Annotated in this window: 13 protein-coding genes; 7 read left to right on the forward strand and 6 right to left on the reverse strand. The window is 73.3% G+C overall.

Features of this window, described 5'->3' with window-relative positions; translation table 11 throughout:
- Window positions 1-23: 23 nt before the first annotated feature.
- The 4 genes from ACMT9T_RS03410 (at window position 24) to ACMT9T_RS03425 (ending at window position 3,929) form a co-directional block, all read left to right on the forward strand.
- Entirely contained in the window at window positions 24-704 is a 681-nt protein-coding gene (locus tag ACMT9T_RS03410) for a DNA-binding response regulator (protein WP_414744236.1), read from the forward strand.
- A 157-nt stretch (window positions 705-861) separates the two neighbouring features.
- Complete coding sequence (locus tag ACMT9T_RS03415; RefSeq protein WP_414744237.1) at window positions 862-2,016, forward strand: sensor histidine kinase; 1,155 nt, start codon at window positions 862-864, stop codon at window positions 2,014-2,016.
- Entirely contained in the window at window positions 2,013-3,245 is a 1,233-nt protein-coding gene (locus ACMT9T_RS03420; RefSeq protein ID WP_414744238.1) for a hypothetical protein, read from the forward strand. Before ACMT9T_RS03415 ends, ACMT9T_RS03420 begins: the two co-directional genes overlap by 4 nt.
- 27 nt (window positions 3,246-3,272) lie before the next feature.
- Window positions 3,273-3,929, forward strand: a complete 657-nt coding sequence (locus ACMT9T_RS03425; RefSeq protein ID WP_043672679.1) for a response regulator transcription factor — start codon at window positions 3,273-3,275, stop codon at window positions 3,927-3,929.
- Window positions 3,930-3,971: 42 nt separating this feature from the next.
- Here the strand turns inward: ACMT9T_RS03425 and ACMT9T_RS03430 are convergent, their stop codons facing one another.
- Window positions 3,972-5,252, reverse strand: a complete 1,281-nt coding sequence (locus tag ACMT9T_RS03430) for an MFS transporter (RefSeq protein WP_414744239.1) — start codon at window positions 5,250-5,252, stop codon at window positions 3,972-3,974.
- 52 nt (window positions 5,253-5,304) lie between these two features.
- A complete protein-coding gene (locus ACMT9T_RS03435) occupies window positions 5,305-5,622 on the reverse strand; it encodes a thiamine-binding protein (RefSeq protein ID WP_116055017.1) in 318 nt (105 codons plus the stop codon).
- Between the two features lie 211 nt (window positions 5,623-5,833).
- Here ACMT9T_RS03435 and ACMT9T_RS03440 point away from each other — a divergent pair, with 211 nt between their 5' ends.
- Window positions 5,834-6,514, forward strand: a complete 681-nt coding sequence (locus ACMT9T_RS03440; RefSeq protein ID WP_414744240.1) for a YceI family protein — start codon at window positions 5,834-5,836, stop codon at window positions 6,512-6,514.
- On the opposite strand, the gene ACMT9T_RS03445 is transcribed toward ACMT9T_RS03440, so the two are convergent.
- The gene (locus tag ACMT9T_RS03445) at window positions 6,511-7,389 is read right to left on the reverse strand and encodes an ADP-dependent NAD(P)H-hydrate dehydratase (RefSeq protein WP_414744241.1); all 879 of its coding nucleotides are present in this window, start codon (window positions 7,387-7,389) and stop codon (window positions 6,511-6,513) included. The genes ACMT9T_RS03440 and ACMT9T_RS03445 overlap by 4 nt on opposite strands.
- A 132-nt stretch (window positions 7,390-7,521) precedes the next feature.
- On the opposite strand from ACMT9T_RS03445, the gene ACMT9T_RS03450 reads away from it, so the two are divergent.
- Window positions 7,522-8,601 carry an NADH:flavin oxidoreductase/NADH oxidase gene (locus ACMT9T_RS03450; RefSeq protein ID WP_116055011.1) on the forward strand — a complete coding sequence of 360 codons (1,080 nt, stop codon included), beginning with the start codon at window positions 7,522-7,524 and terminating at the stop codon, window positions 8,599-8,601.
- Between the two features lie 66 nt (window positions 8,602-8,667).
- Here the strand turns inward: ACMT9T_RS03450 and ACMT9T_RS03455 are convergent, their stop codons facing one another.
- The 3 genes from ACMT9T_RS03455 to guaB1 all read right to left on the reverse strand — a co-directional run bounded on the left by ACMT9T_RS03455 (window position 8,668) and on the right by guaB1 (window position 12,681).
- On the reverse strand, window positions 8,668-9,711 hold the full coding sequence (locus ACMT9T_RS03455; protein ID WP_414744242.1) for a hemolysin family protein: 1,044 nt from the start codon (window positions 9,709-9,711) through the stop codon (window positions 8,668-8,670).
- Entirely contained in the window at window positions 9,704-11,134 is a 1,431-nt protein-coding gene (locus ACMT9T_RS03460; protein ID WP_414744243.1) for a hemolysin family protein, read from the reverse strand. Before ACMT9T_RS03460 ends, ACMT9T_RS03455 begins: the two co-directional genes overlap by 8 nt.
- 107 nt (window positions 11,135-11,241) lie before the next feature.
- On the reverse strand, window positions 11,242-12,681 hold the full coding sequence (guaB1, locus tag ACMT9T_RS03465; protein ID WP_414744244.1) for a GMP reductase: 1,440 nt from the start codon (window positions 12,679-12,681) through the stop codon (window positions 11,242-11,244).
- Between the two features lie 176 nt (window positions 12,682-12,857).
- Here guaB1 and ACMT9T_RS03470 point away from each other — a divergent pair, with 176 nt between their 5' ends.
- Window positions 12,858-16,676, forward strand: coding sequence for a multifunctional oxoglutarate decarboxylase/oxoglutarate dehydrogenase thiamine pyrophosphate-binding subunit/dihydrolipoyllysine-residue succinyltransferase subunit (locus ACMT9T_RS03470; RefSeq protein WP_414744245.1), 3,819 nt, complete (start codon window positions 12,858-12,860; stop codon window positions 16,674-16,676).
- The last annotated feature ends 24 nt before the right edge of the window (window positions 16,677-16,700 follow it).

The raw sequence follows: 16,700 nt of genomic DNA on the forward strand, positions 1-16,700 counted from the left end.
ACCGGCGTACGAGGGGAGCACCGATGAGCCGACGTCCGCTGCACGCGACGGGCCAGGGCCATCGGGTCCGGGTGGCCCTCGTCGACGACCACGTCCTCCTGCTCGACGGCCTGAGCGCCCGGCTGTCCCGCCCGCGCACGGGCGTGGAGGTCGTGGCGACGTCGCCGACGTGGAACGGCCTGATCCGCGACGAGCGCTTCCCCGACGCGTTCGACGTCGTGGTCCTCGACCTCGCGCTGCGGGACGACGTGCCCGTGGCGCAGAAGATCCGGACCCTCGCGGGCGTCGGCCTCACCTCCGTCCTGCTGAGCACGCACGCGGACGCCTCCACGATCCACGGCGCCATGCGCGCCGGCGCGTCGGCCGTGGTCCCGAAGGCCGAGTCGTCGGAGGAGCTGATCGCGACCATCCACGCCGCCGCCGACGGCACGCCCCGGCAGACCGCGCTCGTGCAGCAGGCGATGCAGGACTTCCACGCCGAGGAGGACCCGCGGCTCGGCCAGCAGGAGCAGCGCGCGCTCGTGCTCTACGCCGGCGGCCGGTCGATCCGCGACGTGGCCGAGGCCATGAGCACCACCGAGGAGACGGTCAAGTCGTACATCAAGCGCGCGCGTCGGAAGTACCTCCACGCCGGGACCGACCTCGGCACCAAGGTCCTGCTCCGCCGCCACGCCATCCGCCACGGCTGGATCGCTCCCGAGTAGGGGATCCCGCCGCCGGGTCGCGGCCGCCTCCCCTAGCGCATGTGGATGATCTCGGCGGCGAACGCGCCGACGTGCATCGGCCGTCGAGCACGCGCCTAGGATCGGAAGCACACCCAGCGCACGCCACCGGCGTCGGCGCACTCCGAGCGGGGACCCGATGGATCGCATGAAGCGCGAGCGCGAGCGCCTGCTGCAGCGCACTGCCCGCGTCTACGGGCTGAGCTTCACGGCGGTCGCGGCCGCCTGCATCCTGCTCCCGGGCGAGGTCCCGCTCCCCGTGTCCGCGGGCACCGTGCTGCTGCTGGCCGTGCTCGCCGTCGCGCAGTGGCGCATCGGCACCGACGCGCGCGTGCCGTGGATGGTCGTGGTGGTCGTCACCGGCATCGCCGCCATGGTCGTCGCGCAGCTCGGCGGCCGCAGCGCGTCGTCGCTCACGGCCCTCACGCACCTGTCTGCCGGGGCGATCGGGTCGCTCGCGCTGCTGGAGACGGTCCGGCCCGGCCGCCTCCGGATCGTCGTGACCGCCTTCGTGCTCACGAGCGTGGTCGCCGTCGGCGCGTCGTGGGGCACCCCGGCCTTCCCCTACGTCGTCCTCGTGCACGTGTTCGGGTGGCTGCTCGTCGTGATCCTCGGCCACTGGCTGAGCGTGGCCGTGCGCCGGGTCGGCCGCCGCATCACCGACATCGGGCGCGCCCACCGGGCCGAGCGCATGGCGAGCGAGCTCGAGGCGCAGCGCCGCCAGGGCGCGCGGCTGCTCCACGACACCGTGCTCGCGACCCTCACACTCCTCGCCCACTCCGGCGTCGGCGTCACGCCTCAGGCCATGCGCGAGCAGGCGACCGACGACGCGCGCCTCCTCCGGCAGCTGCGCCTCGGCGCGAACCCGACTCCCCAGGCATCCGGCGGCTACACGCTCGAGCCCGTCGAGCAGTCGGTGCTGGGCAACACGCTCGAGTCGGTGAAGCAGCGCTTCGGGCGGATGGGGCTCGAGGTGAGCTGGCACGGCACCGGCCAGGTCCTCCTCCCCAGCGACATCCTCGACGCGTTCCTCCTCTCCCTCGCGGAGTGCCTGGAGAACGTGCGCCGGCACGCGGGCGTCACGGAGGCGCACGTCACCATCACCGACGACGACACCACGGTGCGGGCCATGGTCACCGACGCCGGCGTCGGCTTCGACCTCGCGCACGTCGACCAGGCCAAGCTCGGCTTCAAGGAGTCGGTGGTCGCGCGCCTCGCGGACGTGGGCGGCAACGCGCGCCTGTTCTCCTCCCCCGGGTCGGGCACGACGGTCGTCCTCGAGGTGCCGAAGTGATCCGCCGCGCGCTCGACGCGCCGCCCCGCACCAGCCGACGCGTCCCCCTGCCCGAGGGGACGCCCGCGCAGCCCACCTCCATCGGCCTCGGGTACCTCGGGGCGGGATCCGCGGTCGTCTGCGCGATCGCCATGGGCTACGGCCTCGTCCGCTTCGCGGTCGACCACAGGACCATGCCGTCGCCCGGGCTGATCGCGACCGCGTGGATCCTCCTGCTCGCCCTCCTCGTCGTGACGGTCGTCGCGGTGCGCGCGCTGCGCGACCGCATGCCGGGGCCGCTCATGGCCGTGTTCGTCGCCGGCCTCGGCGTCGTGGTCGCCCTCGACCTGGTCGCCGTGTGGCCCCTCGGCGACGTGATGCAGCACTCGACCGCGGGCGTCGCCGCCGGCGCCGCGCTCCTGACGACCGTGACCTACCGGCCGGCCCGGGAGGTCCTCGCCGTGGACGCCGCGCTCGGCGTCGTGCTGCTGCTGGTGTTCCTCCTCTCGGATCCGGTGCGCCCCGCCGACCTCGCCCCGGAGATCTCCGCGATCGCCCGCGCCGTCGTGCCCGCGGCGTTCGGCGTCGCGGTCGTCCGCGGCTTCCGGCGCGTCACCGAGATGGAGCTCGACCGCGTCCTCGTGCAGAGCACCGTGTCCGCCCCGCGCTACGCCGTCGGCATGCTCGCCTCCGAGGAGCTCGCCCGCCTCGATCTCGCGGCGGAGCAGCTCCTCGACGACGTGGCGAGCGGCCGGGAGCCGCTCCCCCTGTCGCCCCTGGCGGCGTCCACGGCGGCGTCGCTCGCCACGGAGCTCCGCCTGCACCTCATCGAGGGCCGCCGGGACACGTGGCTGCACCACGCCGTCACGGAGTCGGAGTTCCTCGGCCCGGACGTGACCCTCAGCGATCCCGCCGCCCTCGCGGGCCTGCTCGACCGCCGGCAGCGCGACGGCCTGCTCTCCGCGGTCTGGCTGCTGCTCACCTCGACGGAGCGGCGCAACGGCGTGCCGGGCGTCTCGGTGCAGGTCGCGCTCGGACCCCTGCGCGGCCGCGCCCCCGGGGAGCAGCCCGTGCCGCTTCGTCGCGCCATCGTGCCCATCGAGATCACGACGACGGGCCTCCCGCGGACGCGACCGGATCCCTCGACGTGGGATGCTATCGACAAGGTCGGACCGCACACGGAGAGCACCCGGGGCGCCAGCCTCCTCATCACCATCGACTGCGTAGTGGACAACCCCGCCGACCGGTGAGGGCCCCGCACAAGGACCGGAGAGCACGTGTCAGCTGAGAACCGACCGATCACCCTCGCCATCGTGGACGACCACAGGATGCTGCTCGGGGCCCTGACCGAGTGGATCCGCAACGCCGCGTCCGACATCGAGATGGTCGCCGCGGTGTCCACCTGGCCCGACCTCCTGACCCACCCGCGCTTCCCCGTCGACGTGGTGCTCCTCGACCTGGACCTCAAGGACAACCTCCCGATCTCGCTCAAGATCGCCACGCTGAAGACCACGGGCGTCAAGACCGTGCTGATGAGCACCTACTCGGAGCCCAACGTGGTGCGCGAGGCCCTCGCCTCGGGCGCGCTCGGCTACCTCGTGAAGAGCGAGGACGCGAGCATGATCGTCGACGCCATCCGCCTCGCGGCCGACGGCCAGTCGTACATCTCCTCCGAGCTCGACCTCGCCATCAACAGCACCGACGTCGGCGGCGTGCCGAAGCTCAGCGCGCAGGAGCGCCGGGTCATGGCGCTGTACGGCGGCGGCGAGCCCGTGAAGTCGGTCGCCTACAGCCTCGGCATCTCCGAGGAGACGGCGAAGTCGTACCTCAAGCGGATCCGGGAGAAGTACCGCGTCGCCGGCTTCGACGTGGGCACGAAGGTGGCGCTGCGGAAGCGCGCGATCCAGGACGGCATCCTGCTCCAGGGCGAGTAGGCCGGGCGCAGGCCGTCCGTCGCCGGCCCGGCCGGGCTCGCGTCAGCCGCCGATGCCGATGGGCTGGGTGGTGGGCCGCGCGCCGTCGACCGGCCGGCGGGATCCGCGGCGGTGCCGGTCGAGCCCGAAGCTCGCGAGCGCGATGAGGAGCCCGGCGACGCTGAGCCCCACGCCCACGAGGGCGGGCGACGTGTAGCCGAGGCCCGCGGCGACGGTCACGCCCCCGAGCGCCGCGCCGACGGCGTTGCCCGTGTTGAGCGCGGAGTGGTTGAGCGCGGCGGCGATCGACTGCGAGTCGTGCGCGACGTCCATGAGCCGGATCTGGATCCCCGGGGACAGCGCCGCCGCCGACCCGCCGATGAGGAACAGGAACGCGAACAGGCCCACCGGGTTCGACGCCGTGAGCACGAGCCCCACGAGCGAGGCGATCAGGAGCCCGAAGAGCGACAGCAGCGCGGCCTTCACGTCGCGGTCCGCCCACCAGCCGCCCGCGAGGTTGCCGACGGTCATGCCGAGCCCCACGACCACGAGCGCGAGCGGCACCGACCACTCGGGCAGCCCGGTGACCTCGGTGACCATGGGGGCCACGAACGTGTACACGGCGAAGAAGCCGCCGAAGCCGATCGCGCCGATGAGGAGCGCGAGCCACACCTGCAGGCGCGTGAACGCCCGGAGCTCGCGACGGAGCGTGGCCTCGGGGTTCCCGTCCTGCGCGGGCACCGCCAGGAAGACGGCGACGAAGGTGGCCGCGAAGATCGCGGCGACCACCAGGTAGGCGACGCGCCAGCCCGCGTTCTGCCCGATCCACGTGACGATGGGCACGCCGATGACGTTCGCGATCGTGAGCCCGGCGAGGACGAACGCGACGCCGCGGGCGCGCTTGCCCTCCCCCATGAGCTGCGCGGCGACGAGGGACGCGATGCCGAAGTAGGCGCCGTGCGGCAGGCCCGCGACGAAGCGGGCGACCACCACGAGGCCGAAGCTCGGCAGGATCGCGCTGAGCACCGTGCCGAGCGTGAACGCGAGCAGCAGCCAGAGGAGCAGCTTCCGGCGGGGCGCCCGGGCGGACGCGGCGGCGATGGTCGGGGCGCCGACCACGACGCCGAGGGCGTAGGCGCTGATCAGCGTGCCGGCCTGCGCGTTGGCGGCTTCCGTCGAGCGCGCGGCCACCTCGGGCAGGAGGTCGGCCGCGAGCTGCGGCAGCAGGCCCATGGCGACGAACTCGGTCGTGCCGATGGCGAACCCGCCCATCGCGAGGGCGAGCAGGGCGATGCGGACGCGGGCCGGCGACAGGGTCGCCCGCCCGGAGGAGGGGGGATTCACCCGACGAGCCTACCGGCGGTCGGGATCGGGTCCGGGGCGGGATGCCCCGGCGTCACTCCGCCGCGTCGCGGGCCTCGAGCGCGGACTCGAGGCGCTCGAGCTTGCCCGTCAGCTCGCCCTGGTAGCCCGGGCGGATGTCCGCCTTGAGCACGAGGGAGACGCGGGTGCCGAAGGGCGCGACCGCCTCGGTCGCGCGGCGGACGACGTCGAAGACCTCGTCCCAGTCGCCCTCGATCGTGGTGAACATCGCGTCGGTGCGGTTCGGCAGGCCGGACGCGCGGACGACGGCGACGGCCGCGGCGACGGCGTCGTGGACGGACGCGTCGGGTGCGTCGCCCCCGCTGGGGGCGACGGAGAAGGCGACGAGCATGGGGACCCCCGGGGATCGACGGCGGCGGTGCTCAGGGCGGCGCCCGGCCGGTGCCGGCTGTGCGACCAGGGTACCGACGGCTCCTCCCTGTGGACGGCCGCCCGCGCCGCGCTCGTGATGTCGCGAGACTCCTTCCGGTACTTGAACGTTCAAAGGACCGGCGGGCCGTGGCGCGGCCGCCCATCGCATCGCATCGCATCGGAGGAGCACCATGGACAAGAAGACGAAGATCACCATCGGGGTCGCGACCGGGGTCGTCGTGCTCGTGGGCGCGTTCGCCGCGTTCGGCGGCCCGCTCTACAAGCAGCTGGCCGGCACGCCCGACGCCGCGCCCTCCCTCGCGGCGACGGCCGGGACGGGCGGCGCGCTCGGCGACCTGTCCGGCGACTGGACCGTGGGCGGATCCTCCTATGCGGGCTACCGCGTCGACGAGGTGCTGAACGGCACGCCCGTCACGGTCAACGGCCGCACGGACTCCGTCACGGGCGACATCACGGTGGAGGGATCGCAGGTCACGAAGGGCACGATGACGGTCGACGTGACGAAGATGCACACGGACGAGCCGCCGCGCGACGCCTACTTCCAGGGCGAGGCCATGAAGACGGCCGACTTCCCCACCGCGACCTTCACGCTCACGCAGCCCATCGCGGCCGACGGCGTCGAGGCGGGCGTCCCGGCCACCTACGACGTGACCGGCGACCTGACCCTGCACGGCGTGACGAAGAGCGTGACCGCGAAGATGCAGGCGTCCTTCACGGACGACGGCGGCCAGATCGTCGGCTCCATCCCCATCACGTTCCAGGACTTCGGCGTCCAGGCGCCGAGCCTCGGCTTCGTGACCGTCGAGGACCACGGCTCCGTCGAGTTCTCGCTCGACGTGGCGAAGGCCTAGGCGCCGGATCCCGCCAGCAGCTCGGCCACGGCCCTCGGCATCGCCTCGGCGACGTCGAGGGCCGTGATCGGTCCGCCGCCCGACGCCCGCTCCCCCGCGCGCCCGTGCAGCCAAGCCGCGGCGGCCGCGACCCGGGCGACCTCGGCCAGCGGATCCGCCGCGTCGGCCACCCGCGCGGACGCCCCCGCGAGCAGCGCGCCGAGCACGCCGCCCAGAACGTCCCCGGAGCCCGCCGTCGCGAGCCACGGCGTCCCCGCGCGCACCGCGATGCGCGTCGAGCCGCCCACGACGAGCGTCGTCGCGCCCTTGAGCAGCACGCAGACGCCGAGCTCCCGCGCCGCGCGCTCGGCCCACCCGGGGGCGTCGGCGGCGATCTCGTCGGCCGACGCCTCGATCCCCGCGCCGTGCAGCAGCCGCGACAGCTCGCGGAAGTGCGGCGTCACCACCACCGGCCCGGTCGCGTGCCCGACCAGGTCGAGCGCGCCGGCGTCGACGACAGACGGCAGCCCCTGGCCGAGCGCCCGCGCGATCGCGTCCGTCGCCGCGGCGTCGCGGTGCTCCCGGTCCATGCCGGATCCGACGAGCCACGCCTGCACGCGGCCGTCGGCCGTGACCGCCTCGGGCCGCCGGGCGAGCACCGAGTCGGAGGCGCCCGTGGGGCCGAGATACCGGATCATGCCGACGCCCGTGCGCGCCGCGGCCTCCACGCCGAGCACGGCCGCGCCCGGGTAGCGGTCGGAGCCCGTGCGGACGCCGAGCACGCCGCGCGTGTACTTGTCGTCGTCGTCCCGCGGGAGGCGGACGGCCTCGCGGGTCCGCTCCTCGTCCTGCCGGATCCAGCCCTCGGGCACCTGGTGGTCGCGCGCGTCGCTCATCCCCTCACGATAGGCGGAAGGGAATGCGGCGACCGCGCCGGGCCTTGGGACCATGAGGCCGCCGTCGCCCTCCGCCCGTCCCCGCGCGCCGCGCCTCCCCGGAGCCCCGGCCGCCTGCCTGGAAGGATCCCCATGACCACGTCCCCGCTCTTCGAGCCGATCACCGTCCGCGGCGTCACCGCCCGGAACCGCATCTGGGTCGCGCCGATGTGCCAGTACAGCATCGACGCGCGCGACGGGATCCCCGGCGCCTGGCACCTCGCGCACCTCGGCTCGTTCGCCCGCGGCGGCGCGGGGCTCGTGATGGCGGAGGCCACGGGCGTCAGCCCCGAGGCGCGCATCACGCCCGAGGACACCGGCATCTGGGACGACGCCCAGCGCGACGCCTGGGCGCCCATCGTCGACTTCATCCACGGGATGGGCGCGGTCGCCGCGATCCAGCTCGCGCACGCCGGCCGCAAGGCCTCCACCTACTCGTTCTCCGGCCGCGGCACCATGCCCGCCGAGGAGGGCGGCTGGGAGACGGTCGCGCCGTCGGCCGAGCCGTTCCCCGGCTACGGCACGCCCCGCGCGCTCGACGCCGACGGGATCCGGAAGGTCGTCGACGACTTCGCCGCGGCCGCCCGCCGCTCGGTCGACGCCGGCTTCGACGTCCTCGAGCTCCACGCCGCTCACGGCTACCTCCTGCACCAGTTCCTCTCCCCGCTGAGCAACCTCCGCGACGACGAGTTCGGCGGCAGCCTGGAGAACCGCGCGCGCCTGCTGCTCCAGGTCATCGACGCCGTGCGCGCCGAGGTCCCCGACGTGCCGCTGCTCGTCCGCTTCTCCGCGACCGACTGGGCGGGCGACGCCGGCTGGGACGAGGCGCAGACCGCGACCGTCGCCGGGTGGGCCGCCGAGCACGGCGCCGACTTCTTCGACATCTCCACGGGCGGCAACACGACGGGCGTCACGATCCCGGTCGCGCCCGGCTACCAGGTGCCCTTCGCCGAGTACGTGAAGGAGCACGCGAAGGTCGCGCTCAACGCCGTGGGCCTCATCACCGAGCCCGCGCAGGCCGAGGCCGTCGTCGCCGAGGGCCGGGCGGACGCCGTGATGCTCGGCCGGGAGATGCTGCGCGACCCGCACTTCGCGCTGCGCGCCGCGCACGAGCTGGGCGTCGAGATCGACTACTGGCCCAAGCAGTACGACCGCGCGCGCTGGGCGGCCTGACCTCCCCGCACCGACGACGACGGCCCGGCATCCCTCTGGGGTGCCGGGCCGTCGTCGTCCCGCCGGTCAGACCCGGCGGGTGGCGTCCTGCACTTCGCCGACGAGCTCCTCGATGATGTCCTCGAGGAAGAGCACGCCCGTCGTCTCGCCCGCCTCGGTGAAGGCGCGCGCGAGGTGGGCGCCGGAGCGGCGCATCATCGCGAGGGCGTCCTCGAGCTCGGTGCCCTCGAACACGGAGACGAGCTGGCGGATCCGCTTGGCCGGCACGGGCCGCACGAACTCGTCGGCCTCGTCGAGGTCGATGACGTCCTTGAGGTGGAGGTACCCGGACGGCTCGCCCGCCTCGTCCACCAGCACGTAGCGGGAGAACCCGTGCCGGGCGACGGCGCGCTCGACGTCGGAGGGAGACGCGGTCTCGGGCAGGCTGACGAGCGCGTCGAGCGGGATCGCGATGTCCTGCACCTTCTTGCCCGTGAACTCGAACGCCGCCGTCAGGGCGCCCGTGCGGTCCTCGAGCACGCCCTCGCGCGTCGACTGGTCGACGATGCCCTGCACCTCGTCCAGCGTGAACGCGCTCGCGGCCTCGTCCTTCGGCTCCACCTTGGCGAGGCGCAGCACGGCGTTCGAGATCGCGTTCAGCGCCAGGATCAGCGGCTTCACCACGCGGGCGATGCCCACGAGCGGCGGCGCCAGCAGCAGCGCCGCCCTGTCCGGCACGGAGAACGAGATGTTCTTCGGCACCATCTCGCCGAGCACCACGTGCAGGAACGACACGATGAGCAGCGCGATGACGAACGCGATCGTGGAGATCGCCTCCTCCGGCAGCCCGGTGGCGTGCAGCGGGATCTCCAGCAGGTGGTGGATCGCCGGCTCGGACACGTTGAGGATCAGCAGCGAGCAGACCGTGATGCCGAGCTGCGTCGTCGCGAGCATGAGCGTCGCGTGCTCCATGGCGTAGAGCGTGACGCGCGCGGCGCGGCTGCCCTCCTCCGCCCGCGGCTCGATCTGCGACCGCTTCGCGGAGATGACCGCGAACTCGGCGCCGACGAAGAAGGCGTTGACGGCGAGCAGCACGACGAGCGCGATGATCCCCCCGGCGTACTCACCCACGGGACGGCTCCTTCCTGCTCGCGGCGCGTTCCGCGTCCGCCTGGCGTCCGGCCTCCCGGCCGGCCTGGCGCTCCGCCTGCCGGTCGGCCTGGCGCTCGGCGCGGGTGGTGCCCACCGCGGTCGCGACGGGCTCGGGGGACGGCGTGAACCGGATCCGGTCGATGCGCCGGCCGTCGAGCCGCTCGACCCGCAGCGTGCCGGTCTCGAGCTCGAGCTCGTCGCCCACGACGGGCAGGCGGCCGAGCTCGCTCATGACGAAGCCCGCCGCGGTCTCGTACGGACCCTCGTCGGGGATGCGGAGCCCGGTGCGCTCGAGGAGCTCGTCGGGCCGCAGCATGCCGGGGAACGTGAGGGAGTCCCGGGAGCGGACGACGCCCGCGCGGGTGCGGTCGTGCTCGTCGGCGAGCTCGCCGACCAGCTCCTCGACGAGGTCCTCGAGGGTCGCGACGCCGGCGGTGCCGCCGTACTCGTCGACCACGACGGCCATCTGGAAGCCGCGGCCGCGGAGCTCGCCGAGCAGGTCGTCGAGCTTCATGGTCTCGGGCACGCGGATCGCCTCGGACTGCAGCGCGGTGACGGGCACGAGGGCCCGCTTCTCACGCGGCACGGCGACCGCCTGCTTCACGTGCACGAGGCCGATCACGTCGTCGACGCCGTCGTCCGTGACGGGGAAGCGCGAGTAGCCCGTGGTCATGGCCAGCTCGATCACCGTCTGCGCGCTGTCGGTGCGCTCGACGGACTTCACGCGGAGGCGCGGCGTCATGACGTCGGACGCGGTGAGGTCGGCGAAGCGCAGCGTGCGGCTGAGCAGCATCGCCGTGTCGTCCTCGAGGAGGCCGGCGAGCGCGGAGCGGCGGACGAGCGAGGACAGCTCCTCGGCCGAGCGGGCGCCCGACAGCTCCTCCTTCGGCTCGATGCCGACGAGCCGCAGGATCCCGTTGGCGCTGTTGTTGAGCAGCAGCACCGCGGGCTTGAACACGGTCGTGAACAGCGTCTGGAACGGGATGACGAGCTTGGCCGTCTCGCGCGGCAGGGCCAGCGCGAAGTTCTTCGGCACGAGCTCGCCGATGATCATCGACAGGAGGGTCGCGACGACGAGCGCCACGACGGTCGAGACCGGGGAGACGAACGACTCGGCGAGGCCGGCGGACGTGAGCGGCACCGCGAGGAGGCGGCTGATGGCCGGCTCCATCGTGTAGCCCGTGAGGAGCGTCGTCAGCGTGATGCCGAGCTGGGCGCTGGAGAGGTGGGTGGAGGTGATGCGCAGGGCGCGGATGGGCGGGCCGAGCCGCTTCTCCCCGCGCTCCTGGCGCTTCTCGAGGTCGGAGCGGTCGAGGTTGACGAGGGCGAACTCGCTGGCCACGAAGAGGCCGGTGCCGAGGGTCAGGAGGAGGCCGACGGCGAGGAGGAGCCATTCATGCACCGGAGCGGCTCCCGGGCGCCGGGCGCGCGGCCGGCCTCAGGTCGTCGGCGGCGCGGGGCGGGGGTCTATGAGCAGGGTCGTCCATCGTCCGTCGAGCATACCGGGGGTCACCAGCCGACCGGCAGGGGCTTGCCCTCCTCGTAGCCCGCGGCGGACTGGATCCCGACGGCGGCGCGCTCCGCGAACTCGGCGCGCGTGCGCGCCCCGGCGTAGGCGAACGCGCTGCGGACGCCGGACGTGATCGTGTCGAGCAGGTCCTCGACGCCGGGACGGAGCGGGTCGATGCGGATGCGGCTCGTCGAGATCCCTTCGGCGAAGAGCGTGCGCCGCGCCAGCTCGAAGGCCTCGCGCCGGCCGAAGCGCTCCTGCACGGCGCGGGTGGACGCCATGCCCCAGCTCTCCTTGGCGAGCCCGCCGTCCTCGTCCACCAGCAGGCGGCCGGGCGACTCGACGGTGCCGGCGAACCAGGATCCGATCATCACGCTCGCGGCGCCCGCGGCCAGCGCGAGCGCCACGTCCCGCGGGTAGCGCACTCCCCCGTCCGCCCACACGTGGGCGCCGGCCGCGCGGGCGGCCTCGGCCGTGTCGAGCACGGCGGAGAACTGGGGGCGGCCGACGGCGGTCATCATGCGCGTGGTGCACATGGCGCCGGGCCCGACGCCGACCTTGACGATGTCCGCCCCCGCCTCGACGAGGTCGCGCGCGCCCTCGGCGGTCACGACGTTGCCCGCGACGAGGGGCACGTGCGGGTCGAGCGCGCGCACGTCGCGAATCGCCCGCAGCATCGCCTCCTGGTGCCCGTGCGCCGTGTCGAGCACGAGCACGTCGACGCCCGCGGCCAGCAGCGCGCGGGCGCGGCCGACGGGATCCCCGTTCACCCCGACGGCGGCGCCGACCGCGAGGCGCCCGCGCCCGTCCAGGGCCGGCGCGTACACGGTGGAGCGGAGCGCGCTGCGGCGGCTGAGCGTGCCGACGAGGCGGCCGTGGGCCAGCACGGGAGCGAAGTCGATCCCCGCCGCGTGCATGAGGTCGAAGGCCGCGCGGCCCGTGGGCACGTCGTCGGCGTCGAGGGAGGCGAGCGCGCCGTGCGGGAGGTCGCCGAGGCGCGTGCCGTCGGGCACCCCGGCGAGCTGCGTGCCCTCGAGGCAGCCGACCATGCCGCCGTCGGCGTCGCGCAGCACGATGCCGTGCCCGGCGATGGGCGGGAGCAGCTCGCGGGCCTGACCGGCGGTCGCGTCGGCCGGCAGCTCGAGCGGGGAGTCGTAGGCGACCGGCTGGTCCTTCACCCGGTGGATCGCCGCGTCCAGCTCCTGCGGGCGGAGGTCCTGCGGGAGGATCCCGATGCCGCCGCGCCGGGCGAGCACCGCGGCGAGCCGGGGCCCGGTGACGGACCCCATGTTGCTCGCGACCACCGGCACGGTGCACGGCGTGCCGTCGCCCGGGGCGAGGTCCACGTCCATGCGGCTGGCGACGTCCGACCGGCCCGGGCTCAGGAACACGTCCGAGTAGGTCAGGTCGTGGGCGGGAGCCTCTCCGGTGAACCTCATGCACCGACGCTAGACCGCCGTCCCGGCCCGCGCCAGGGTACCGGCCGCGCGACCTCCGCGCGCCGCTCCCGACAGCCCGACCGGGGGAAGGTTTAGGCTGGGTGATCGTGGACGCGCGGTACGCGAACGGGCCGCGCGAGGCAGACGACCAACAGCAAGAGAGCGGGCGATCAACTGTGTCGAGCCAGGTGACTGGTACGGGGACCGATGACGGTTCCACGGGCGACTTCGGAGCCAACGAATGGCTCGTCGACGAGATGTACGAGAGGTTCGTGGTCGACAAGGACTCCGTCGACCGCAGCTGGTGGCCGATCCTGGAGAACTACCACACCACCGTGATCGAGGGCCGCGAGGCGACGCCGGCCACCGGCGACCAGACCGCCGAGGCGCAGATCCCCGACGCCGAGAGCACCTCCGCCCCCGCCGCGACGAACACCGGCGCCCCGGCCGCGACCCCCGCGCCCGACTCCGCCGGCCAGCCGGACGCGCAGGCCCAGCAGCCCGCCACCGGTGCGCAGCCGGCCGCGCGCACGACGAGCATCGCGCCGAAGCAGCAGCCGATCCCCGCCCAGGCCCCCGCGAAGGCGCCGGCGAAGAAGGGCGCGGAGCCGACCCCGCCCGGCGCGGACGAGGTGACCCCGCTCCGCGGCATGGCCAAGAGCCTCGCGACCAACATGGACGCCTCGCTCACCATCCCCACCGCGACGAGCGTCCGCACGATCCCGGCGAAGCTGATGATCGACAACCGCATCGTCATCAACAACCACCTGAAGCGGGCACGCGGCGGCAAGGTCTCCTTCACGCACCTCATCGGCTGGGCGCTCATCCAGGCGCTCAAGGAGTTCCCGAGCCAGAACGTGCACTACGACGAGGTCGACGGCAAGCCCAGCGTCGTCTCCCCCGCGCACATCAACCTCGGCATCGCCATCGACATGCCGAAGCCGGACGGCACCCGCGCCCTCCTCGTCCCGAGCATCAAGGGCGCCGAGGCCATGACCTTCGGCGAGTTCCTCTCCGCGTACGAGGACCTGGTGAAGAAGGCGCGCGGCAACAAGCTCGCCGCGGGCGACTTCGCCGGCACCACCATCTCGCTCACCAACCCGGGCGGCATCGGCACCGTGCACTCGGTGCCGCGCCTGATGAAGGGCCAGGGCGCCATCATCGGCGCCGGCGCCCTCGAGTACCCGGCCGAGTTCCAGGGGTCCTCCCCCAAGACGCTCGTCGAGCTCGGCATCGGCAAGACCATCACGCTCACGAGCACCTACGACCACCGCGTCATCCAGGGCGCCGGCTCCGGCGAGTTCCTCAAGATCGTGCACGAGCGCCTCATCGGCCAGCACGGCTTCTACGAGGACATCTTCGCGGCGCTCCGCATCCCGTACGACCCCATCCAGTGGGCCACCGACATCAACGTCGACCTGTCCGAGCGGGTCTCCAAGACCAGCCGCGTGCAGGAGCTCATCAACGCGTACCGCGTCCGCGGCCACCTCATGGCGGACATCGACCCGCTCGAGTACCAGCAGCGCACCCACCCCGACCTCGAGATCACGAACCACGGGCTCACCTTCTGGGACCTCGACCGCGAGTTCGTCACCGACGGCTTCGGCGGCCGCCGCCAGGCGCTCCTGCGCGACGTGCTCGGCATCCTGCGCGACTCCTACTGCCGCACGATCGGCATCGAGTACATGCACATCCAGCAGCCGGACGAGCGCGAGTGGATCCAGGGCAAGGTCGAGCAGCCCTACGCGAAGCCCACGCACGACGAGCAGATGCGCATCCTCTCCAAGCTCAACGAGTCGGAGGCCTTCGAGACGTTCCTGCAGACCAAGTACGTCGGGCAGAAGCGCTTCAGCCTCGAGGGCGGCGAGTCCACCATCTCGCTGCTCGACACGCTCCTCCAGGGCGCGGCCGACCACGGCCTCGACGAGGTCGCCATCGGCATGGCCCACCGCGGCCGCCTCAACGTCCTCACGAACATCGCGGGCAAGAGCTACGGCCAGATCTTCCGCGAGTTCGAGGGCACGCAGGACCCGCGCACCGTCCAGGGATCCGGCGACGTCAAGTACCACCTCGGCACCGAGGGCACCTTCCGAGGCGTCCACGGCGAGGAGATGCCGGTCTACCTCGCGGCCAATCCGTCGCACCTCGAGGCCGTCAACGGCGTGCTCGAGGGCATCGTCCGGGCCAAGCAGGACCGCAAGCCCATCGGCTCGTTCTCGGTCCTGCCGATCCTCGTGCACGGCGACGCGTCCATGGCCGGCCAGGGCGTGGTCTTCGAGACCCTCCAGCTCTCGCAGCTGCGCGCGTACCGCACGGGCGGCACCGTCCACATCGTGATCAACAACCAGGTCGGCTTCACGACGCCGCCGTCCGAGTCCCGCTCGTCGGTGTACTCGACCGACGTCGCCAAGAGCATCCAGGCGCCGATCTTCCACGTGAACGGCGACGACCCCGAGGCCGTGGCGCGCGTCGCGCACCTCGCCTTCGAGTTCCGCCAGGAGTTCAAGAAGGACGTCGTCATCGACCTCGTCTGCTACCGCCGCCGCGGCCACAACGAGGGCGACGACCCGTCGATGACGCAGCCGCTCATGTACAACCTCATCGAGGCCAAGCGCTCGGTGCGGAAGCTGTACACGGAGGCGCTCGTCGGTCGCGGCGACATCACGCAGGAGGAGTACGACGCGGCGCAGAAGGACTTCCAGGACCGCCTGGAGCGCGCCTTCGCCGAGACGCACGCGGCGCAGACCTCGTCGATCCCCGTCCAGACCGACGACGCGGGCGCCGTGTCCGACCTCGAGCGGCCCGACTCCCAGCAGGACGACGGCCACGGCGAGCCGGAGACGACGGGCGTCTCCGAGTCGGTCATCCAGGCCATCGGCGACGCGCACGACAACCCGCCGCAGGGCTTCTCGGTGCACCCGAAGCTGCAGGCGCTCATGCGCAAGCGGCTCGAGATGAGCCGCAGCGGATCCGTAGACTGGGCCTTCGGCGAGCTCCTCGCCATCGGCTCGCTCCTCCTGGAGAACACGCCCGTCCGCCTCGCCGGCCAGGACTCGCGCCGCGGCACGTTCGTCCAGCGCCACGCGGTGCTGCACGACCGCGACAACGGCCAGGAGTGGCTGCCCCTCGCGAACCTCAGCGACCGCCAGGCGCGGTTCTGGATCTACGACACGCTGCTCAGCGAGTACGCCGCGATGGGCTTCGAGTACGGCTACTCGGTCGAGCGGCCCGACGCGCTCGTGCTGTGGGAGGCCCAGTTCGGCGACTTCGCCAACGGCGCGCAGACCATCATCGACGAGTTCATCTCGTCGGCCGAGCAGAAGTGGGGCCAGCGCTCCAGCGTCGTGCTGCTGCTGCCGCACGGTTACGAGGGCCAGGGCCCCGACCACTCGTCGGCGCGCATCGAGCGCTTCCTGCAGCTGTGCGCGGAGCAGAACATGACGGTCGCACGTCCCTCGACGCCCGCGTCGTACTTCCACCTGCTGCGTCGCCAGGCGTACTCGCGGCCCCGCCGCCCGCTCGTGGTCTTCACGCCGAAGGCCATGCTGCGTCTCCGCGGCGCGACGAGCGACATCGAGGCCTTCACCTCGGGCCGCTTCGAGCCGGTGATCGACGACGTCCGCATCCAGGACCGCGGCGCCGTCCGCCGCGTGCTCCTGCACTCGGGCAAGGTGCACTACGACCTGCTCGGCGAGCTGGAGAAGCGCCAGGACACGTCCATCGCGCTGGTGCGGCTCGAGCAGTTCTACCCGTTCCCCGAGGAGCAGGTGCGCCGCGTGGTCGAGTCCTATCCCGACGCCGAGGTGGTCTGGGTCCAGGACGAGCCGGAGAACCAGGGCGCCTGGCCGTTCGTGCACGTGGAGCTCGGCCGGGTCCTGCCCGACCGCCCCGTGCGCGTCGTGTCGCGTCCGGCCGCGGCGTCGCCCGCCGCGGGCTCGAGCAAGCGCCACGCGACCGAGCAGACCGACCTGATCGCCCGCGCCACCGCCGAGTGATCCGCGGGGCCACGCGCCCGGCAT

The organism is Clavibacter vidaverae (assembly GCF_047529985.1).
Lineage (GTDB): Bacteria > Actinomycetota > Actinomycetes > Actinomycetales > Microbacteriaceae > Clavibacter > Clavibacter nebraskensis_A.